Source organism: Vibrio genomosp. F10 str. 9ZD137 (assembly GCF_049974785.1).
Classification (GTDB): domain Bacteria; phylum Pseudomonadota; class Gammaproteobacteria; order Enterobacterales; family Vibrionaceae; genus Vibrio.
Window position 1 is genome coordinate 1 of the sequence record NZ_JBNGCJ010000688.1, and the last position, 19,489, is coordinate 19,489.

Annotated in this window: 18 protein-coding genes and 1 pseudogene; 8 read left to right on the forward strand and 11 right to left on the reverse strand. The window is 43.4% G+C overall.

Annotation, left to right across the window (positions count from 1 at the left end; all coding sequences use genetic code 11):
- Both zntA and udp read left to right on the forward strand, forming a co-directional pair.
- Window positions 1–293 (forward strand): annotated as a pseudogene (gene zntA / locus ACP45E_RS16450) (Zn(II)/Cd(II)/Pb(II) translocating P-type ATPase ZntA); the annotation flags it as partial.
- A gap of 277 nt (window positions 294–570) precedes the next feature.
- The gene (gene udp / locus ACP45E_RS16455) at window positions 571–1,329 is read left to right on the forward strand and encodes a uridine phosphorylase (RefSeq protein WP_017038707.1); all 759 of its coding nucleotides are present in this window, start codon (window positions 571–573) and stop codon (window positions 1,327–1,329) included.
- A 259-nt stretch (window positions 1,330–1,588) separates the two neighbouring features.
- On the opposite strand, the gene ACP45E_RS16460 is transcribed toward udp, so the two are convergent.
- Window positions 1,589–2,413, reverse strand: coding sequence for a hypothetical protein (locus ACP45E_RS16460; protein WP_017038708.1), 825 nt, complete (start codon window positions 2,411–2,413; stop codon window positions 1,589–1,591).
- A gap of 293 nt (window positions 2,414–2,706) precedes the next feature.
- The gene (gene metG, locus ACP45E_RS16465) at window positions 2,707–4,782 is read right to left on the reverse strand and encodes a methionine--tRNA ligase (RefSeq protein WP_017038709.1); all 2,076 of its coding nucleotides are present in this window, start codon (window positions 4,780–4,782) and stop codon (window positions 2,707–2,709) included.
- A gap of 155 nt (window positions 4,783–4,937) precedes the next feature.
- Between metG and apbC the strand changes: the two genes are divergently transcribed.
- The 3 genes from apbC to ACP45E_RS16480 all read left to right on the forward strand — a co-directional run bounded on the left by apbC (window position 4,938) and on the right by ACP45E_RS16480 (window position 9,172).
- Complete coding sequence (apbC, locus tag ACP45E_RS16470) at window positions 4,938–6,017, forward strand: iron-sulfur cluster carrier protein ApbC (RefSeq protein WP_017038710.1); 1,080 nt, start codon at window positions 4,938–4,940, stop codon at window positions 6,015–6,017.
- Window positions 6,018–6,178: 161 nt separating this feature from the next.
- Window positions 6,179–6,820, forward strand: a complete 642-nt coding sequence (gene udk / locus ACP45E_RS16475) for a uridine kinase (protein WP_017033144.1) — start codon at window positions 6,179–6,181, stop codon at window positions 6,818–6,820.
- A 165-nt stretch (window positions 6,821–6,985) separates the two neighbouring features.
- A complete protein-coding gene (locus ACP45E_RS16480; protein WP_017038711.1) occupies window positions 6,986–9,172 on the forward strand; it encodes an AsmA family protein in 2,187 nt (728 codons plus the stop codon).
- A 257-nt stretch (window positions 9,173–9,429) separates the two neighbouring features.
- Here ACP45E_RS16480 and folM read toward each other — a convergent pair whose 3' ends face one another.
- From folM to ACP45E_RS16510, 6 genes are all read right to left on the reverse strand, one after another.
- Window positions 9,430–10,152, reverse strand: coding sequence for a dihydromonapterin reductase (gene folM, locus ACP45E_RS16485; RefSeq protein ID WP_017038712.1), 723 nt, complete (start codon window positions 10,150–10,152; stop codon window positions 9,430–9,432).
- On the reverse strand, window positions 10,149–10,787 hold the full coding sequence (folE, locus tag ACP45E_RS16490; protein ID WP_017033141.1) for a GTP cyclohydrolase I FolE: 639 nt from the start codon (window positions 10,785–10,787) through the stop codon (window positions 10,149–10,151). Before folE ends, folM begins: the two co-directional genes overlap by 4 nt.
- Complete coding sequence (gene folX, locus ACP45E_RS16495) at window positions 10,784–11,161, reverse strand: dihydroneopterin triphosphate 2'-epimerase (RefSeq protein WP_017033140.1); 378 nt, start codon at window positions 11,159–11,161, stop codon at window positions 10,784–10,786. Before folX ends, folE begins: the two co-directional genes overlap by 4 nt.
- A gap of 170 nt (window positions 11,162–11,331) precedes the next feature.
- A complete protein-coding gene (gene folK, locus ACP45E_RS16500; RefSeq protein ID WP_017033139.1) occupies window positions 11,332–11,823 on the reverse strand; it encodes a 2-amino-4-hydroxy-6-hydroxymethyldihydropteridine diphosphokinase in 492 nt (163 codons plus the stop codon).
- A 271-nt stretch (window positions 11,824–12,094) separates the two neighbouring features.
- Window positions 12,095–12,700, reverse strand: coding sequence for a cob(I)yrinic acid a,c-diamide adenosyltransferase (gene cobO / locus ACP45E_RS16505; protein WP_017038713.1), 606 nt, complete (start codon window positions 12,698–12,700; stop codon window positions 12,095–12,097).
- Window positions 12,701–12,861: 161 nt separating this feature from the next.
- Entirely contained in the window at window positions 12,862–13,803 is a 942-nt protein-coding gene (locus tag ACP45E_RS16510) for a universal stress protein (protein WP_017038714.1), read from the reverse strand.
- A gap of 266 nt (window positions 13,804–14,069) precedes the next feature.
- Between ACP45E_RS16510 and ACP45E_RS16515 the strand changes: the two genes are divergently transcribed.
- The gene (locus ACP45E_RS16515) at window positions 14,070–14,546 is read left to right on the forward strand and encodes a low molecular weight protein-tyrosine-phosphatase (protein WP_017038715.1); all 477 of its coding nucleotides are present in this window, start codon (window positions 14,070–14,072) and stop codon (window positions 14,544–14,546) included.
- Window positions 14,547–14,591: 45 nt separating this feature from the next.
- Here the strand turns inward: ACP45E_RS16515 and ACP45E_RS16520 are convergent, their stop codons facing one another.
- The 3 genes from ACP45E_RS16520 to sodB form a co-directional block, all read right to left on the reverse strand.
- Window positions 14,592–15,275: an SDR family oxidoreductase gene (locus tag ACP45E_RS16520; RefSeq protein ID WP_017038716.1), complete on the reverse strand. Its 684-nt coding sequence runs from the start codon at window positions 15,273–15,275 to the stop codon at window positions 14,592–14,594.
- A 190-nt stretch (window positions 15,276–15,465) separates the two neighbouring features.
- Window positions 15,466–15,969 (reverse strand): VC2046/SO_2500 family protein, encoded by a 504-nt coding sequence (locus ACP45E_RS16525; RefSeq protein ID WP_017038717.1) that lies wholly within the window; start codon window positions 15,967–15,969, stop codon window positions 15,466–15,468.
- Window positions 15,970–16,154: 185 nt separating this feature from the next.
- On the reverse strand, window positions 16,155–16,739 hold the full coding sequence (sodB, locus tag ACP45E_RS16530; RefSeq protein ID WP_017038718.1) for a superoxide dismutase [Fe]: 585 nt from the start codon (window positions 16,737–16,739) through the stop codon (window positions 16,155–16,157).
- 255 nt (window positions 16,740–16,994) lie between these two features.
- On the opposite strand from sodB, the gene grxD reads away from it, so the two are divergent.
- Window positions 16,995–17,330, forward strand: a complete 336-nt coding sequence (gene grxD / locus ACP45E_RS16535; RefSeq protein WP_017033132.1) for a Grx4 family monothiol glutaredoxin — start codon at window positions 16,995–16,997, stop codon at window positions 17,328–17,330.
- An 84-nt stretch (window positions 17,331–17,414) separates the two neighbouring features.
- Window positions 17,415–19,424: a DNA topoisomerase III gene (locus tag ACP45E_RS16540; RefSeq protein WP_017038719.1), complete on the forward strand. Its 2,010-nt coding sequence runs from the start codon at window positions 17,415–17,417 to the stop codon at window positions 19,422–19,424.
- The last annotated feature ends 65 nt before the right edge of the window (window positions 19,425–19,489 follow it).

Genomic DNA, 19,489 nt, shown 5'->3' on the forward strand with positions numbered 1-19,489 from the left:
GAGGAGGAACCGATGTTGCTTTAGAAACGGCGGATGCTGCGATTACTCATAATCGTTTGGTGGAGTTGCCGAGTATGATTGAGTTATCCAGAGCAACTCTAAATAATATTAGGCAAAACGTGATATTGGCGCTGGGTTTAAAATCGATATTTTTGGTGACGAGTTTACTTGGCATTACCGGTCTTTGGGTTGCGGTGCTAGCCGACAGCGGAGCAACCGCTTTAGTGACACTCAATGCATTGCGTTTGCTAAAGTTTAAGCCATCTAATAGGATAGATTCTCAGCCATCTTGACGTTGTTTTTGTCCTTGAAATACGAATGCCCACTTTTCTAATTAGTGGGCATTTTTATGTGCAATCAATGCAATAAAGACAAATTAAAGTGTGATGCAAACCGTTTTTCTGTGAAATATCACACGATCAATCATCTTTTGGTGTGAAATTGATCACTCTTTGTTGAGGTTAGGTTCGTTACAGTTGCGGGGTGATTAATTTAATAACTTTACCAACTAAACTACAGTGTAGTTATGCGTTGAATGAATAGCTGAACAAGCTGCAAAAGGAGTGACATATGTCTCAAGCCGTTTTCCACTTAGGTATTACAGAAGCTGATTTAAATGGTGCAACACTTGCTATCATCCCAGGTGACCCTGCGCGTGTACAAAAAATTGCTGAAGAAATGGACAACCCAGTCTTTCTAGCAAGTCATCGCGAATATACGCTTTATCGTGCCGAGTTAGATGGAAAACCGGTTGTCGTTTGTTCAACAGGTATTGGTGGCCCATCAACCTCTATCGCAGTCGAAGAGCTCGCACAGCTTGGTGTACGTACGTTCTTGCGCGTTGGTACTACTGGTGCGATTCAACCGCATGTGAATGTTGGAGACATGATTGTATCGACTGGCTCAGTTCGCCTTGACGGTGCTAGCTTACACTTTGCACCAATGGAGTTCCCAGCGGTTGCAGATTTTGATGTCGCGACGGCAATGAAAGCGGCTGTTGAAGAATCCGGAGCGACGGTTCATATGGGTGTGACTGCTTCAAGCGATACTTTCTACCCAGGACAAGAGCGTTATGATACGTTCTCTGGACGCGTAGTGAAGCGTTTCCAAGGCTCTATGCAAGAGTGGCAAGATATGGGCGTACTGAACTTTGAGATGGAATCTGCAACACTACTGACCATGTGTGCAAGCTCTGGTCTAAAAGCAGGTTGTGTCGCGGGTGTTATCATCAACCGTACTCAAAAAGAAATTCCAGATCATGCCACACTAAAAGAAACCGAAGCGCGTTCTATTAAGGTTGTGGTTGCAGCAGCACGTAAGATGCTCTAAATAATATTTCATTACAGTAATACATCTAAAACCACCGATCCTAAATCGGTGGTTTTTTTTATTTTAAAGAGGCTAACATTTAAAGAAACTAAAAATGGCATAGAACATCGCTTTGGTCGCGGATAACGTAAAGTAGAAAACGTCATCAGACTTACGAATAGATAAAGATCCCAACCATGAGTTTGATTGGGATCTTGACTTCATCTTAGGATAACTTTTGTGTCAGCTATGGAATGAATTTGATGGCACTATTATCCATCTACTGACATTCCTGCGACGCTCCTAATGTGGGAAGTGGTAAATAGATACCTTCTGTTAGTTCAGACAAAATATGGTCATACACGCTGGTGATGCTCACGGATATTTCACTGGTTAATGCATATAACTGATCTGCTGACAGCAGATATTTGGGATTGTCGGTCATCTCTTCCAATTGGTGTATGGCACGGTGACTTGCTTGAGAAGCCATCGAATATGGGCTGATTATGGACAGTTGGTTCAGTTTTCGGCACATGGCGGTGCAACGATATTGGGTACGTAGAATCCCCGCTTGTGTATCCATGTCTTGTATCGATATTCTCAACTGAGTGAGTGCTTCCATCGAGTCGATGACTTGCTGCCATTTTACATGATATTGGTGCCTCAAATCCTCTCTGCCTGATTCAGCAAGCCATGCCATCGCTATCTCATCCATCAAGTACATACAATGCCTCATGGCTGCACCGTGGATTACTTGGTTTCGAGCGACGGTTCTTTCGTGCCAATCTTTTCCGAGACCAGTCAGCCTCATTTGTAGGATTCGGTAATCCGGTTTGTTATTGAAATGGGCAATGGAAATCAAATGATTGGTTTGCTTTAAAATCTCTTGGTTAAGTGGTTCAAGAATATTCTTGGGATCAGTAGTGTAGATCAATGCCGAATGCGTAGCACTGCGGTATTTTCTGCATAAGATCAGTAGCTGCCTTAATGTGATGATGAGTTGGTATTTACGTTGGAAGGCGGATCCACGCTGTTTTGATGAGTGGAGTAATGTGGCGAATACGCCAAAAGTAATGAATGAAATAATGGTGATAAAAATAAGCATAACGACTCCTTTAGAGATATACCTAAAGTGAGTATTCCAAGTTCTATGCCACTTTTAAATTTCATTAAAAACAATATCTTAGATATATTTTATTCTGTTGGTGTGTGCATTGTTGGTGCAGGGGAGCCCAAATAAGGGAGAAGTCGAATATAAAAAACGCCCACAGTACTAAGACTATGAGCGTTCTGATGTGCTTATTGACTTGCTTACATACCTAACTAACGATCTGATTATGTTGTCAAATCAGCCAAGTCAGTTAAGTCAAGTCCGGTCATGGCGACGGACAGTCGTCATTACAGGACACGCATACCTGGCTGTGCGCCTTCGTGTGGCTCAAGAATCCACAGATCGCTACCACCAGGGCCCGCGGCTAGGATCATGCCTTCTGACATACCAAACTTCATCTTACGAGGTTTTAGGTTTGCGACCATTACGGTGAGCTTGCCTTCTAGCTCTTCAGGTTTGTATGCTGACTTGATGCCAGAGAATACTTGGCGAGTCTCACCACCGATGTCCAGTTGGAACTTCAGTAGCTTGTTCGCTTTTGGCACTTCTTCACAAGAGATGATACGAGCAATACGCATATCAACCGCTGCAAACGCATCAAACTCAATCTCGTCGGCGATTGGATCTTTGTCGAGTTCCGTTTGGCTTGCTTGCTCTTTTTCAGCTTCTGCTTTTTCTTTCGCTGCTGCTTCAGCGGCTGCATCTTCTTTTGACGATTCAACCATGGCTTCCACTTTCTTAGAGTCAATGCGGCTAAACAGCGCCTTGAATTTCGTAATTTCATGGTCAGTTAACGGAGCAGCCACACCTTCCCATGTTAGCTCTTCGTTTAGGAAAGCTTCAGTGCGAGCGGCTAGTTCTGGCATGACAGGTTTTAGGTAAGCCATTAGAACGCGGAAAAGGTTGATACCAACAGAAGAGACTTCTTGAAGCTCTTGCTCTTTGCCTTCTTCTTTGGCTAAAACCCAAGGGGCTTTTTCGTCAATATACTGGTTAGCTTTGTCAGCAAGTGCGGTGATCTCACGGATAGCACGGCTAAACTCACGCGTTTCGTAGAGCTCACCGATACGCTCAGCAGCTGCAGCAAATTCGTTGTAAAGCTCAGGCTCTGCAAATTCAGTAGATAGCTTGCCTTCAAAACGCTTAGTAATGAAGCCCGCGTTACGAGAAGCTAGGTTAACAATCTTGTTTACTACGTCAGCGTTTACACGTTGAGTGAAGTCTTCAAGGTTCAAATCAAGGTCATCGATGCGGCTGTTTAGTTTCGCCGCGTAGTAGTAACGCAAGCACTCAGGGTCTAGGTGATTTAGGTACGTACTTGCTTTGATGAATGTGCCTTTCGATTTAGACATCTTCGCACCATTTACCGTAACGTAACCGTGTACAAATACGTTGTTTGGTTTACGGAAACCTGCCCCGTCTAGCATTGCAGGCCAGAATAGGCTGTGGAAATAAACGATATCTTTACCAATGAAGTGGTAAAGCTCTGTCGAGCTGTCTTTTTTCCAGTATTCGTCAAAATCGAGGTCGTCGCGCTTATCACATAGGTTTTTGAATGAACCCATGTAACCAATCGGTGCATCAAGCCAAACGTAGAAGAACTTGTCTTTTTCGCCTGGGATTTCAAAACCGAAGTAAGGGGCATCGCGTGAGATATCCCACTGCTGAAGACCCGATTCAAACCATTCCTGCATTTTGTTGGCGGTTTCGTTTTGCAGCGAGCCAGAACGAGTCCACTCTTTTAGCATGCTTTCAAATTGAGGAAGATCGAAGAAAAAGTGCTCTGAATCTTTCATCACTGGCGTTGCGCCTGATACTGCTGATTTAGGATTAATCAGTTCAGTTGGGCTGTATGTCTCGCCACAGTTATCGCAGTTATCGCCATATTGGTCTTCAGACTTACACTTAGGGCAAGTGCCTTTTACAAAACGGTCTGGCAAGAACATCTCTTTTTCTGGGTCGAACAGTTGAGAGATAGTGCGGCTAGAAATAAAACCGTTCTTTTTCAGTTCAAGATAGATATGCGAGGCCAGTTCGCGATTCTCTTCAGAGTGCGTGCTGTGGTAGTTATCAAAACTGATATCAAAACCGGCGAAGTCTTTTTGATGTTCTTCGCTAACTGCCGCAATCATCTCTTCTGGTGTAATACCCATCTGTTGTGCTTTAAGCATGATCGGTGTGCCGTGAGCATCGTCCGCGCAGATGAAGTTTACAGTGTTGCCGCGTAGACGCTGATAACGAACCCAAATATCCGCTTGGATATGCTCAAGCATATGCCCAAGGTGGATTGAACCGTTAGCGTACGGAAGGGCACAAGTTACCAGTAGTTTCCTAGCAGAAGAGTTTCTTGGTTCAGTTGCCATACTTAATTATTCGCTTTCATTGATAGGTGTAAAATGATGGCTAATACTACCGCATGACGCGGTTAACGCCAAGATGTGACATGGGCTATTCCCCCAAATTTTTTGGGGTTCAGTCAGAAGCAAGCGAGTGTTAGGATGATGAAAAAGGAGAACGTATGCATCAGTTTCAATCTAAACAGGATTTTTGCCTGTGGCTCAATGAATTTTCTCACCCTAGTCTCATCGAAGGTTGGGCGAATCAAGCAGGAATAGTTACGATTCTGCCGACCGGTGTTTTCCAGATCGAAGTTCCCTTTGCTGCCAATGAGCTTGTGCAAAGTTTGGAGAACTGGATAACCTCTGCTCAGGCGTCTCAAAAAGTGTCCTCATTCCAGTTTTCAGTAACGACCAGTGTCAAGGCGCTTCATACTCAAGCTTCTCAACCGATCAAAGGGGTAAAAAACGTCATTGCCGTTACATCGGCTAAAGGAGGGGTCGGCAAGTCCACAACCGCGGTTAACTTGGCGCTGGCCATTGCACAATCTGGGGCTAGAGTCGGTTTGCTGGATGCGGATATCTATGGCCCATCAGTACCAATGATGATAGGTCAAGAGGACGCAAAACCACAGGTTAGAGATAACAAGTGGATGCAACCGATCGAAGCGCATGGCATTTACACCCATTCTATTGGTTATTTAGTCGATAAAAATGAAGCAGCGATCTGGCGAGGGCCAATGGCATCGAAAGCGTTAGCCCAATTGGTGAATGAGACGGAATGGCCTGATCTCGATTACTTGGTGATCGATATGCCACCGGGAACAGGTGATATTCAGCTCACATTATCTCAGCAAATTCCGGTTACTGGGGCGGTTATTGTCACCACACCACAAGATCTTGCTTTGGCGGATGCACGAAAAGGCGCGGCCATGTTTAGAAAAGTTGACGTTCCTGTGATCGGCTTAGTTGAAAATATGAGTTACCACATTTGCAGCCATTGTGGCGAAAAAGAGCATATTTTCGGTGCTGGTGGGGCGCAAAGCTTATCCGCTGAATATGGGTTGTCTTTGCTTGCTCAAATCCCATTGCATATCCAAGTTAGGGAAGATATAGACCGAGGTGTGCCTACTGTGGCGTCCAATGTCGATAGTGAGCACAAAAAACGTTATCTAGATTTAGCAGAACGTGTGTGCAGTTGCTTATATTGGCAAGGGAAACCTAAGCCAGACGTGATCAGTTTTCAACTCATTGACGAGTAAAAAGCAGGCTACATATATCAAGTAATCGATTGCATGATGGTTTGTTATTCTATTTAGGCAAAAGCTGACATTAAACTCGGTTCGCGACTAGAATCTAAAGAATGAACTCCCTATAATCGGCCCGTTTATTTGTTTCTCCAAACCATCACTGGGTGTAAAAAATGTCTGAGAATAATCAATGTGTCATCGTCGGAATTGCTGGCGCATCGGCTTCTGGTAAAAGCCTTATCGCAAGTACTATCTATAAAGAGCTGCGAGCAAAAGTGGGCGATAACCAAATCGGCGTTATCACGGAAGACTGTTACTACAACGATCAAACTCACCTTAGCATGGAAGAACGGGTAAAAACCAATTACGATCATCCTAAAGCGTTAGATCATGACTTGCTTTGCGAACACCTAGAGAAGTTGATCAAAGGTCAAGAAGTCGAAGTCCCTGAATACAGTTATACCGAACATACACGTCTACCTAACTCAAGAACACTCACACCAAAAAAAGTGATTATATTAGAAGGTATTTTGCTGTTAACCGATCCTAGGTTGCGTAAATTAATGCACGCAACGGTGTTTATGGATACTCCGTTAGATATTTGTTTACTTCGACGCGTAAAACGTGATGTAGAAGAACGAGATCGTTCAATGGAATCGGTATTAACTCAATACCAAGAGACGGTTCGTCCTATGTTCATGCAGTTTATCGAGCCGTCTAAGCAGTACGCCGACATCATTGTTCCGCGCGGTGGTAAGAACCGAATTGCTATTGATGTATTAAAAGCACACATTGCTAAGTTATTAAAAGCATAAAACCTGAAAGCTTAATGGGTTGAAATGTAAAAAGATTGGATTCTTAGGTTTAGTTGCCGATGAGTCTTTATTTTTATGATAAGAAGTGGCACTTTAGGTGCCACTTTCTTTTTTTTAATTCCTAGACAATGATGAAAGGAATTACCTCAAGCAAGGAAAAAGCTAATGAAAAAACTGTTTTTATTCATTGCCATCCCTCTGTTCGCTGTTTTTATAGCGGTCGCTGCACTCATTTTTCTCGTTAATCCGAATCAATTCAAACCTTTGATCATCGATCAAGCAAAGCAACAGACTGGGTTAGATTTAGTGATTGAAGGGGACATAAGTTGGCAGTTTTTTCCTTCAATTGGTTTTGAACTGGGTAAGACAGAATTAAGAAATCCGAAGGGTTTTAGCCAGCCAAACTTGTTCAAAGTGGAATCAATTGGTATTGATGTATCCGTCATGCCACTGTTTAGTCAGCAATTAGAGATAGGCAATATCACACTTGACGGTGCCGAGTTTTATCTTGAAACGTTAAAGTCGGGTGAGCGCAATATTGATGCATTGACTCAAGTGCCAAGCGAACCCACAGTAAATCAAACAGCAGAAACGCCACCTACAGAAGCCCAGACTGGTTCAAGTGAATCTACTTCGTCAGGCTCGATTTCCGATGCATCCGCTCAGTGGACGATCAACCTAGCGGGTGTGACCGTGTCGAACGCGGTGTTGGAAATCCAAGATCACCAGGCGGGCTCACTAACTAAGCTGTACGATGTTTCCCTGGGGTTATCGCAGTTTGAGTTCGATAACTGGACGGTTGCTACCTTTGCAGCCAAAGGTCAAAATAACCAACAAAAGTTTGCAGCAAAAGGCCAAGCGGAGTTCAAGCTGGCGTCTGATTTTTCTCACTATGCGCTTAAGAATATCGATTTAGAAGCAAGCTTCAGTGATCCACAAAATAGCATTGATTCTGCCAAAATTGGCTTGGATACCTTTGAGTTCGACAAAGTAAATAACCTAACTTATGTTATAGCGGGTAATGCTGCGGGTCTTGAACTCGACATGAAAGGCTCTGCTCAGTTAAACATCGACAGTGCGATATCTAAGGTTCTTCTCAATCAGTTAACTCTGGATGCCACGTTCATCGGGGATTCCTTACCTCAGTCACCTATGAAAGTGGATATGGCGTCGGACTTAAGTTTTGATTTAACCAAAAGCCATCTTCAATTTATTCTTGAAAAGTTAACCGCAAATGCTATCGAACTGGATGGTGAAGCGAATATTACATTGCTTGATATTCCTAAGGTTCGATTCAATCTTCATAGTCCGAACATCGATCTGGATGAGTTCTTAGGCTTAGGTAGCGCACAAGCGAGTACTCAAAAGGGAAGTGATACCACAACCTCATCAAACAAAACTGAAAGTGGCGGTCAGGCTGCGAAGACTTCCCCAACCAAACCGAGTGAGCAAACGGTGGAAGTGGAACCTGACCTAACGGCATTGAACACGTTAGATGTGAAAGGGTCGATTGTTATTGATAAGTTCAAAGCCAATAACGCAAGAATGCAAGATGTCTCGGCGCAATTTTCTGTTAATCGTGGAATCGCTGAACTGACATCATTTAGCTCGAAATTGTACAGCGGTTCCATTTCAGCCAATGCAAAATTAGATGCACGTCAGTCACCAGCAACGTATACAGCGAAGAAACGTATTAAAGGCGTAAAAGTGTTGCCTTTGCTTAGAGATGTTGCTCAAAACGAAATGCTAGAAGGTACCGGAAATATCGATGTTGACGTTAAAGGTAAGAGCTTGACTGAAACCGGTATTAAGAAAAACTTAGTGGGTACGATTAATATCAACTTTGAAGATGGTGCGGTGAATGGGATTAACGTTGCGCAGTTGATTCGAGTTAATTACGCCAAGATAAAAGGTGAAAAAGTTGAAGAGCAAACCGGTCCTCAGAAAACAGATTTCAGCGCCATGAAAGCGACGTTGAAGCTTAATAAAGGGATAGTGACAACGAATAATCTGTCTATGCAGTCGCCATTGCTTCGTATTCATGGTGAAGGCAGTGCCAATTACATCGATGAAACCGTGAACTTCCTGGTACGTACTTCTATCGTTGGTTCGTTACAAGGGCAGGGTGGTAAGAATATCGATGACCTGAAAGATGTGACGATTCCGATTCAAGTGACAGGCTCTTGGGTGCAACCAAAGTTTGCTCTGGTTTTTGACGATGTGTTGAAGCAAAAAGCAGAAAAAGAACTGGACCGTGGTCTTGAAAAACTGGAAGAAAAATACGGTGATAAGCTTGGTGATGAGAAAACCAAGGATGCCATTAAAGGCGTTTTAAAAGGTTTCTTTAACTAAGCGTAAAACAGCCATTGTCTTTGAAGAGAGTTGTTTGTTCAGAGAGTTATTAAGAAATTGGTTTGTTAAGAAAATAGTCTTTTAGGAAGACCATTTCTTGAGGGGAAATAGGGTCGCAAGGTGCGCCCCTATTTTTTTGACTGTAGAGCGGCATATAACTCATATTTATATCGGCTAGGCTTTGTCGACTTCTCCTATGATTTAAGGTGATACGGTACGCCATGTTTCATCAGTGCTAGGTTCACCTTATAAAGTGGTTATTTTAGGTGTCTACCGCCATCCAGTTGTAGGTTTCTTCCCGTCATATAGTGGCTCGATAAAATAAACATCACCCCATCAATGATCTCTTCAAAGCCCGCTTCCGCTGGGATGAGGGCTTTTTTCAGAGCTTTTTGCTTATACTGTTCAGTATCGTGCTGGTTAAATTTAATCAGCGCTGGTGAAAGAGTATTCACCTTGATATTGGGCGCGAGAAGTGCCGAAAATGACAGCGTTAGGTTATTTAATGCGGCTTTACTCGCCGCATAGGCGATGTGTTTTTTACTGCCTTTTTCAGCCACAAAATCACTAATATGTATGATGTCAGAAGAACTATCGTCGTAACTTAACAACCCTTTCAGCGCTAAGTTTATCTGGTACGGTACAGAGACATGAATGGTCATCATCTTATGCAAGATATCGGCTGAATTGATGCGATTATTTGGCCCTACATGATCGTCTGGCAGCCAATCGGATGCATTGTGTACGATAGCTCGAAGAGTCGTGTACTGCTGCGCGATATCGACTAAGAAGCCATCTAAGCTATCTTGCTGGTAAAAATCGACCCGATGCAAGTCGGCCCCTGAGTCTCGTAGTGTATCGAGTTCTTTGTATTCCGTTCTGTAAGTCCCTATGACTTGAAACCCTTGCGTCAGAAGCTGTTGAGCTAGGGCAAAGCCGAGCCGTTTTCCGACTCCGGTTACCAAAATTGCGTTGTTCATCGTAAAAACTCCGCTCGGGTTTGAGGGTTCGTTTTGAATATTCCCCCTAATGCGGTGGTCGAAGTTTCTGAATTGGTATCCATAACTCCACGAGACTTCACACAGTAATGGGTGGCGTTGATAGACACTGCTACATCTTCGGTTTCTGTTAAGGTCTGAATAGCGACGAGAATTTGTTGTGTCAAACGCTCTTGAACTTGTGGTCGCTGCGCGAAGAAACGGACAATTCGGTTAATCTTTGAGAGGCCAATAATTTTAGTCGATGGAATATAGGCGACCTGTGCTAAACCATCAATGGTAATAAAGTGGTGCTCGCATGTTGACGTTAGATTGATGTTGGACACGTTGACCATTTCATCGACGGCCATTTTATTTTCTATAACGCTAATTTTTGGAAAGTTCTGGTAATCTAAGCCGGAAAATATCTCATGAACGTACATTTTTGCAATACGATGTGGGGTTTCGGCCAAGCTATCATCATTTAAATCTAATCCTAACGTGCTCACAACCTCAGTAAGTAGACCTCGGATTCGATTATATTTCTCATCAGCTGTCATTTGAGTTGGCAACAATGGCGTCTCTAACCCTTTGGCAATCAGGGTGTCTCTGACTTTTTGAGCTTCTAATGTAATCATTGGACTTCTCCTGATTCTGCTTGATAAGTAAGGGTCAATGAAACAGAGTCTGCAAATCGCAGGGCATGAGGCTTATCAATTTTCACTTGCGCATAACTAACCCAAGGGTGATCGACACACAGCCCCAATACGTCACTGGTCAGTTTTTCCAGGAGTAGAAAGCGCCCAGATTCAACATGCGAGATAATACTTTTACATATGTTTTTGTAGTTTAACGCGTTGTCGACATCGTCGGTGAGGCAAAGGTGGTTAGCAGGATAGTGAATCTCTGCATTGATAATAATATCTTGCTGTTTGCTTTTTTCTTCCTCATTGAAGCCAATAAAAGTACGCAGCCTAAGGTTGGTAATGGTGATGATCGCATTGTGATTCATAGGATATTCCAATCGCTGTACAGTAAGATTAACAGTAAAGATTACTACGAAGCGAAATGGACAAAGGATCATAAACCTTCTGCTAAGGGAGAGTTTTTGTTGGCGTATACTGCTTTCGGTCTACGTTGAAGTCGTTGATCGCAGACCCTAGTTTAGTAAGGTCGGTAATGTTAAGGCCATTTGAAGTGAATGCTTGCCAATTTCTGGCTGCTTTGATCATAGTTGTCCCAAAGCTCTTGGTAGGTTTGTTGAGTGATAGGGTGGATATGGTTGGCGGCTATGTCAGCGAGTGGTTGCAATACAAAGGCGTTTTGAGTGATCTCTCCTCTAGGAAGCTCAATGCCATCGATACACCCGATTTCGTCGTCATAGGTGAGAATGTCGAGGTCGAGAGTTCGTGATGCAAACTTGTCCCCTTCTCTTATTCTGCCGTTATTATCTTCGATTTGACGAAGAAAGTTAGCCAGTTCACTAACCGTTAACTGACATTGAATCTCGACGACTAAGTTTAAAAAGTTATCCCCTATAAAGCCGATAGGTTCACAGTCATAAGCGGGCGAAACAATAAGAGGAGAAAAGTGCTGTTCAAGAGTATTCAGAGCTTCAGTAACGTGGTGTTCCCGATTAATGTTACTGCCAATGCTAATGAATGCGGTGTGCATAAAACCTCTTTGTGTTGTGTGTAGATGGGGTGACATCACTGATGCGGATTTTCATCGTTATAATGCCGCTTGATTCAAATAAGAATACGAGTGTTCAGACACTAAAGATCATATTTTATATCGAGTAACCGCTTAGCTCAAAACAGCCTAAATTGGTATCTCTATGTTAGTGAATATTGTTTGCGCTGAGTTACTTTGGCTTTTGAAAATGCATTGACGAAGAAGGACCACCATTGCAGTCCTTCAGCTTATTGACTTCGAGTTTGGTTTTTTACCAATCAACACCTTTCAGTGCTTTCACTCCCGACTCAAACGCGTGCTTCACATTTTTCACTTCAGAAACGGTGTCAGCAAGCTCGATGAGGCTGCGATGCGCCCCTCGGCCTGTGATGATGACCGATTGCATAGCCGGACGGTTGTTAAGTGCTTCAAGGACTTCTTCTAACTCTATATAGCTGTAGCTAACCATATAGGTCAGCTCATCAAATAGAATCACGTCGATGGTGTCATCTTTTAGCATGCGTTTACACTCTTGCCACACTTTTTGCGCCGCTTCTGTATCCGCCGTCTTATCTTGCGTTTCCCAAGTGAAGCCGGTCGCCATGACTTGGAATTCTACGCCTAACTTTTCAAGAAGGTTCTTCTCTCCGTTGTCCCATGTACCTTTGATAAATTGAGCAACGGCACATTGCTGTCCATGGCCTACTGCACGCGCGATAGTGCCAAAGCCCGAAGTGGATTTACCTTTTCCATTACCGGTAATCACGAGCAGCAAGCCTTTTTCTTCTTGTGCGGCCGCGACTCTTTCATCCACTTTTTCTTTTACTTTTTGTTGGCGAGCTTTATGGCGAGATTCTTTGCTGTCATTAACTGACATGATAAGTCCTTTTTATACAATTCATGCTGACTATCATAACCGAAGTTAGTAGCCTCCAGAACCTGCGATTAGGAAATGATTGAGAGAAATTAAAAACAGTGAGCAACCCTCAATCCAAGTGATACTGGCTTAAGGGTTTACTTTGAAAGTGAAAGACGTCATTACGACAATGTGATTGGAGAAACAAAGCCTTGTGGTTTCATTGCCAATAAAGAACAGTTTATGGATTGAAGTATGTTTTCCGCTGTATTACCAATAACGAAGCCTGAGATCCCTGTTCGTGCCAATGTCCCCATGGCTAGGAGATCGATTTCTGCTTCATTGACGAAATCGGGAATCATGTTGTCTGGTTTTCCGTGAAGGTGGTGAACGACAATTTCACCGGAAATTCCAGATTCTTCAATTAATTTTTGCAACGCTTGTTCATGCTCTACTTTTGCTTTTGATACTTGATCGGCAAGCTGAGTTTCATCGACTTGAATCCAGCCGTGGCTGTCTGGGTAATTTTCCAAGTAGTGTTCCCAACAAGAAATAATATGCAGACGACTGTCGTAGGTGTCGGCAATGGAGCGGGACAATTCCAAGAGTTGCAATGAAAGCGCATGGTGCCCTTCGCTGGATGCCATTGGGTCAACGGCGACCGCAATACGACGTTTGCTTCTTTGTTTAGTAACAGGGCGGTGTAACCAGATAGGACATGGGCATTTACGCAATAAGGTCATGTCGATGGCCTTAAAACCGTCGGAGCCTTCATTCAATGGTTCAGCTTCTTTAATGATCAGATCATGGTTATTTTCGATGGCCTTTTTAATGATACAAACCGCGGGTTGTTCACTGCTTTTGACCATTAAGGGAAACGGCACTTGTTCTTTAGAGATATCATGCTCAATACGAAAGTTCTTTACACTCTGCTTTAGAGAGTCATGAAGAGATTGCTCGTAACTCTGTTGGTACTGAAGTAAGTCGTTAGGGAAGTAAGGAAAGGCAATAAGGCCGGAAACGGAGACATCTTTGTTGGCGGCCATTCTAACCGTTTGTACCAGTGCATCACTGTGTCCTGGCAATCCTTGGGTGGCGAAAAGTATGTTCTTAAATCGTTTCATACATATCTCCTTGGTTGTGTAAATTTTAGCCAAAGAACAGGTTGCTTTGATAGAGCATAATTGTAACCATTTATGACGAGTAACCCTATCCGCCTCCATTCATCCAGAGAACGTATCATCCAGAAAACGTAGGTGACTGTGCGTTTATCTCCGTTTTGTTGGTCGATTTTAAAATAAAAATGGATGTCAGACTGGCTATTATCAAATTATTTCAATAAGTTAATGGTTACTCAGCAATTATCGAACATAGAGGTAGATTTAAGATTATGAATAATAAAGAAAAACCTTCCATTCTAGTGGTATGCATGGGCAATATTTGCCGTTCACCAACGGGTGAGTCTGTTTTGAAGGCCAAAGCCAAAGAAAAAGGCATAGACATCACGGTGGATTCCGCTGGCACTTTAGGTTTCCACCAAGGTAATGCACCAGATTCGAGGTCACAACAAGCGGGTGAGATGAGAGGTTATTGTTTTGACGGAATCACCGCGAGAAAAGTAAGGGAGAATGACTTCACGGACTTTGATCTTATTTTAGCCGCCGATAAAGCAAATCTGGCTGACCTTTATGATATTTGCCCTTCAGAACATCAGCATAAGCTTTCACTATTCTTAAGTCATAGTGAGTCTGAGTACGACGAGATACCTGATCCTTATTATGGCGGAGATAAAGGCTTCGAACTGGTGTTAGATTTGATAGAAGATGCTGCTGAAAAAATTCTGGAACAACATTTTCAAACGCGATAAACGTTAGGCTACCAGCGTGAATCGTTCAGCTCTATGTGGTGTCAACTACGTTGCTTCTGCGGACATTATACGTCCGCTAAAGTAGTCATTTGCCACAATATACTCGGTATTTCTAATCAGCTCATCTTGTATCTGCAGCCAATGGTAATCACTTTTTTTGGAAGAGTGACTCAACACAGGGACGACACCGCCGACTCGAATATTAAAAGGCGTGAGTTCTTTTGCCCAACTTTGAGTAAAGCCCGTCACTATCGACGATGCATTCTCAAAGCCTTTAAAGTCTTTGCTTTCATCTACAGAGATGACATTAACGATCACACCATGCTTTTTTTCAAGGCACATGCGTTCAGCGCTTGCTTGACCAAACCCAAACAGAGTGGATGCAAGGGTGCTCAATTGGTCAGAAAACTGTTCTGCAGATTGATTGCTCGTCAGCCCTGGAAGTGGGGCATTTGGCCAGTTGTTGACTAAAACATCCGGTGAGCGATGAAACTTTTCATCAACAAAATCAAACAGTTGATGAATGGAATGAAGAGAGTAATTTTCTACTTTAAACGAGTAAACGTCGTCGGATATGGCTTTGCAACGTGTGTGGGCCTCTTTAAGGGTGTGGATGTTTTGGTCGCACAACACTAACTTTGCTCCCAGCGAAGAAAAATGAGTGGCGAGCGTTCCCCCTAGCGGCGAACCCGCGGATGTGATCAAAATGACAGCGCTTTTAATATCCATGAACGACAATACCCTTTGTCTATTTTTATTGGTGGGATTTTTTTGTTCACATAGCATGGTTCATTAGTAATGGCTTAAGTGTGAATAACATCAAATAAGCAGTAGGCGATGAGGTTTAATTGTTAAAATTAGTATAACGTCACACTAACCCATTCATTTGTAGAATGGGTCTTAGTTTTGAGATTGGAAACTATGCTTGGGCTTGTATCTGAAAGCTACGCTGTGCCACTACCAACTGGTTATAGAGATCAATTGGAATAAGCGTTTTATTTTTATTTTCAGTAAGTTGTCGTCGATGGTGCCCCGATAGATTGTGATACACCTCTTCAGGAAGGTCATGAGTATCTTCAGGTAAATATGCGAGAACTTCTGGCGTCAGATAATGATTCAATTTTGCACTGGCCATTCCACCGTAATGAAACGCATTGGCCTGAGCCGCTGAGACGTCATACGAATGTTGATCTGAACGAAGTTGCTGCAGTGGTTGCAACTCAAACCTTTTACGCAGAGTTTGATCGGTGATTTCAGGCGTATCAATTTTTTCAACGGGCGTGTTGTCTCGGACATCATCTGAGAACATCGAAAGAATCAGCGCAAAATCTGCGCGCCTACCAGCATGGACGGCGTGGTTAATCCCCGAGCCAAATTGTAGCTCGTTGATAATTCCTGCTTTGTCTAACGTATGAACTTGCATAATACTCCCCGTTGAATTCACTTTTAACGGCAAGTCCTTGGATAACTTTAGATTTATCTACTATCGAGATGCGCCTAATGCTAGAGGGCGGGGTTGGTTGACTATTATCTAAACGATATAAAGAAAAAGCCTGCACGAATGCAGGCTTTGAATATGACTAAATTATATAGGGGAAGTTGACTAAATTACTTCGCTAGGTTTTCTGCTACAAATTCCCAGTTTACTAGATTCCAGAATGCAGCCATGTAGTCAGGACGAACATTACGGAAATCGATGTAGTAAGCGTGTTCCCAAAGGTCAACAGTTAGAAGTGGTGTTACCCCTTCGTCTGTTAGCGGCGTTGCTGCATTAGACGTGTTAACAATGTCTAGAGAGCCATCTGCTTTTTTCACTAACCATGTCCAAGAAGAACCAAAGTTATTGATTGCTGAATCTGTGAACTTAGCTTTGAACTCTTCAAATGAACCGAATGCTGCGTTGATCGCGTCAGCAACTACGCCAGTTGGTTCGCCGCCTGCTTTTGGTGCTAGACAGTGCCAGTAGAATGTGTGGTTCCAGATTTGTGCTGCGTTGTTGAATACGCCACCTGTTGAAGTCTTGATGATTTCTTCAAGCGTTTTGCCTTCAAACTCAGTGCCTGGGATAAGACCGTTTAGCTTAACAACGTACGTGTTATGGTGCTTACCGTGGTGGAAATCTAATGTTTCTTCTGAGATGTATGGTGCTAGTGCATCTTTTGCGTAAGGTAATGCTGGTAATTCAAATGACATTGCTTAATTCTCCAGTGAGGTCAAAGAGCGAACTCTTTTTTGTTGCGTCCAATATTATTGTAATTGCGTCGATTAGACTGACTGAGATATAGTTTAGCAAGTTTTTACTTTATTAAAAGAGTTGGTGCTCATTTTCTTAAGAAATTTACAGCAAAATGAGAACAAAATAATAACCTTACTATTTGAGAGCTTTTTATTCTTTTGCAATGCTTTAGAATAACGGCTTAAACGCTGGAATTAGAAACAGAGGAAGCAATGGAAACTATCGATAAAATCAAACAGCAAATCGCAGAGAACACGATTCTTTTATACATGAAAGGATCGCCAAAGCTACCGAGCTGTGGGTTCTCTTCTCAAGCTTCACAGGCTCTAATGGGCTGTGGAGAAAAGTTTGCTTATGTAGATATTTTGCAAAACCCAGATATTCGTGCAGAACTGCCAGCGTACGCGCAATGGCCTACATTCCCACAACTTTGGATTAATGGCGAGCTTATCGGCGGTTGTGACATCATCATTGAGATGTTCCAAAAGGGTGAATTACAGCCTCTGGTTAAAGAAGCGATGGCCAACGCACAAGGCGATGCTGAATAATACTGTACAAATGTACATTAACACTTGAATTATTAGGGCCACATTTCATAATGTGGCCCTAATTGTTTTTATCGTTGTGATTTTATGTCTCGTCTCTTTATTGCTGAAAAGCCCAGTCTTGGTCGCGCGATTGCAGCGGCATTGCCTAATCCACAGAAGAAGGACCAAGGGTTCATTAAGTGTGGTAACGGGGATGTGGTGACTTGGTGCATTGGACACTTATTAGAGCAGGTTGAGCCAGACGCTTATGACGACCGTTACAAGAAATGGAATCTCGTCGATCTTCCTATCGTGCCAGAACAGTGGCAGCTAAGACCTCGTAAGACATCAAGTAAACAGCTTACGGTGATCCGAAAGCTCTTGAAAGGCGCTACACAAATTGTTCATGCGGGCGACCCGGATAGAGAAGGACAGCTGCTGGTTGATGAAGTGATTGATTACTGCAAGGTTTCCAAGGCTAAAAAAGAGTCGATGGACAGATTGTTGATCAGCGACTTGAACTTACCTGCCGTAAAGCGTGCACTTTCTCAAATGCGCAGCAACCGTGATTTTATTCCACTTTCAATTTCGGCGTTAGCGCGTTCTAGAGCCGACTGGCTGTATGGCATGAACATGACCCGCGCATACACCTTACTCGGTCAAAAAGCTGGTTACCAAGGCGTCTTGTCAGTAGGGCGAGTGCAGACACCCGTACTCGGCTTGGTGGTGAGGCGTGATGAAGAGATCGAAAATTTCATTCCTAAAGATTACTTCACGTTGCATGCTTTGATCCCTTACCAAAATAACGACCATAGCTTTGATATTCGAGCCCGTTGGAAACCCAGTGAAGCATGTAAACCGTGGCAAGACGAAGAAGGCCGAGTGCTCAACAGAAAGTTGGTTGAAAACGTGGCTAACCGAATTACGAATCAGCCTGCGACAGTGATAGAGTCAGAGCAAAAGCAAAGCAAACAAGCTGCGCCATTGCCCTATTCTCTGTCAGCGTTACAAATTGATGCGTCTAAGCGTTTTGGTATGAGTGCTCAACAGGTGTTAGATACGTGTCAATCGTTGTACGAGAAACACAAACTCATCACTTACCCGCGTTCTGATAGCCGCTATTTACCTAAAGATCACTACTCACAACGAGAGTCGGTCGTGGATGCTATCGCTAACAATGCGAAAGAGCTGCAAGGTGGTGCTCGAGGGGCGGATCTTTCCCTTAAATCCAAAGCATGGAACGACAGCAAGGTCGATGCTCACCATGCGATTATTCCTACGCCGAAGAAGTCATCGGTGAATGGCCTTTCCGCCAATGAGATGAAAATATATCAGCAGATTGCTCGCCAGTACCTAATGCAGTTTTATCCACCTGCTATTTTTGCCGATGCCAAGTTAGTTTTTGATATCGCTGGTGGCGTGTTCATCGCAAAAGGGCGTCAGCTTATCAACCCCGGCTGGAAAGTGTTGATGGGGAAAACGGACACCGAAGAGAAAGGCGACGGCACAGATACGGTTCCTCCATTGGATAAAGGAACTGTGCTGACTTGTCGTGAAGGTATTATTGGCGATAAGAAAACTGAGCCACCAAAACACTTTACCGAAGCGACGTTATTACAAGCGATGACAGGTATTGCCCGCTTTGTGGCAAATAAAGATCTTAAAGCTATTTTGAAAGAAACCGATGGCCTTGGCACAGAAGCAACCCGTGCAGGCATTTTAGATACTCTATTCAAAAGACACCTGCTAACGCGACAAGGAAAAAGTATTCACAGTAGCCCTGCGGGCAGAGGCTTGATTCATGCCTTACCTGAGGATTCGACCTTCCCAGACATGACGGCACACTGGGAGCACCAGTTGCAAGGCATGGCAGAACGAAATCAAGCGTATCAACCTTTCATGCAAGCGCTAGAAAGCAAGATTGATGGTTTGATGGGCAAGGTAAAAACAGGCAAAGTTCCTGAGTCTCTGCGTCATCTTCCTAAAGTCGAAAGACCGGCTTTTAAACGTCGTAAAGGCGGTGGTGCGAAGTCTCATACCAACAAAGGTACGTATGCCAAGACAGGTACGTATGCTAAGAAAGGTACTTCTGCTAAAAAGAGCACTAAAAGCTAAGACTTATTGAGGTTAGAATTAACGTCCGACTTTACGCCCACAACGTTTAAACAGCTGCTGCCAAT

What these genes read in the sequence shown, in the direction of transcription:
- ACP45E_RS16520 (WP_017038716.1), bottom strand. Translation starts at nt 15,275, where the DNA reads ATGGATATTAAAAGCGCTGTCATTTTGATCACATCCGCGGGTTCGCCG.
- ACP45E_RS16525 (WP_017038717.1), bottom strand. Translation starts at nt 15,969, where the DNA reads ATGCAAGTTCATACGTTAGACAAAGCAGGAATTATCAACGAGCTACAA.
- ACP45E_RS16460 (WP_017038708.1), bottom strand. Translation starts at nt 2,413, where the DNA reads ATGCTTATTTTTATCACCATTATTTCATTCATTACTTTTGGCGTATTC.
- folX (WP_017033140.1), bottom strand. Translation starts at nt 11,161, where the DNA reads ATGAATCACAATGCGATCATCACCATTACCAACCTTAGGCTGCGTACT.
- grxD (WP_017033132.1), top strand. Translation starts at nt 16,995, where the DNA reads ATGGAAACTATCGATAAAATCAAACAGCAAATCGCAGAGAACACGATT.
- folK (WP_017033139.1), bottom strand. Translation starts at nt 11,823, where the DNA reads ATGCACACCGCATTCATTAGCATTGGCAGTAACATTAATCGGGAACAC.
- sodB (WP_017038718.1), bottom strand. Translation starts at nt 16,739, where the DNA reads ATGTCATTTGAATTACCAGCATTACCTTACGCAAAAGATGCACTAGCA.
- metG (WP_017038709.1), bottom strand. Translation starts at nt 4,782, where the DNA reads ATGGCAACTGAACCAAGAAACTCTTCTGCTAGGAAACTACTGGTAACT.
- apbC (WP_017038710.1), top strand. Translation starts at nt 4,938, where the DNA reads ATGCATCAGTTTCAATCTAAACAGGATTTTTGCCTGTGGCTCAATGAA.
- cobO (WP_017038713.1), bottom strand. Translation starts at nt 12,700, where the DNA reads ATGTCAGTTAATGACAGCAAAGAATCTCGCCATAAAGCTCGCCAACAA.
- ACP45E_RS16540 (WP_017038719.1), top strand. Translation starts at nt 17,415, where the DNA reads ATGTCTCGTCTCTTTATTGCTGAAAAGCCCAGTCTTGGTCGCGCGATT.
- udk (WP_017033144.1), top strand. Translation starts at nt 6,179, where the DNA reads ATGTCTGAGAATAATCAATGTGTCATCGTCGGAATTGCTGGCGCATCG.
- ACP45E_RS16510 (WP_017038714.1), bottom strand. Translation starts at nt 13,803, where the DNA reads ATGAAACGATTTAAGAACATACTTTTCGCCACCCAAGGATTGCCAGGA.
- ACP45E_RS16480 (WP_017038711.1), top strand. Translation starts at nt 6,986, where the DNA reads ATGAAAAAACTGTTTTTATTCATTGCCATCCCTCTGTTCGCTGTTTTT.
- udp (WP_017038707.1), top strand. Translation starts at nt 571, where the DNA reads ATGTCTCAAGCCGTTTTCCACTTAGGTATTACAGAAGCTGATTTAAAT.
- ACP45E_RS16515 (WP_017038715.1), top strand. Translation starts at nt 14,070, where the DNA reads ATGAATAATAAAGAAAAACCTTCCATTCTAGTGGTATGCATGGGCAAT.
- folE (WP_017033141.1), bottom strand. Translation starts at nt 10,787, where the DNA reads ATGATTACATTAGAAGCTCAAAAAGTCAGAGACACCCTGATTGCCAAA.
- folM (WP_017038712.1), bottom strand. Translation starts at nt 10,152, where the DNA reads ATGAACAACGCAATTTTGGTAACCGGAGTCGGAAAACGGCTCGGCTTT.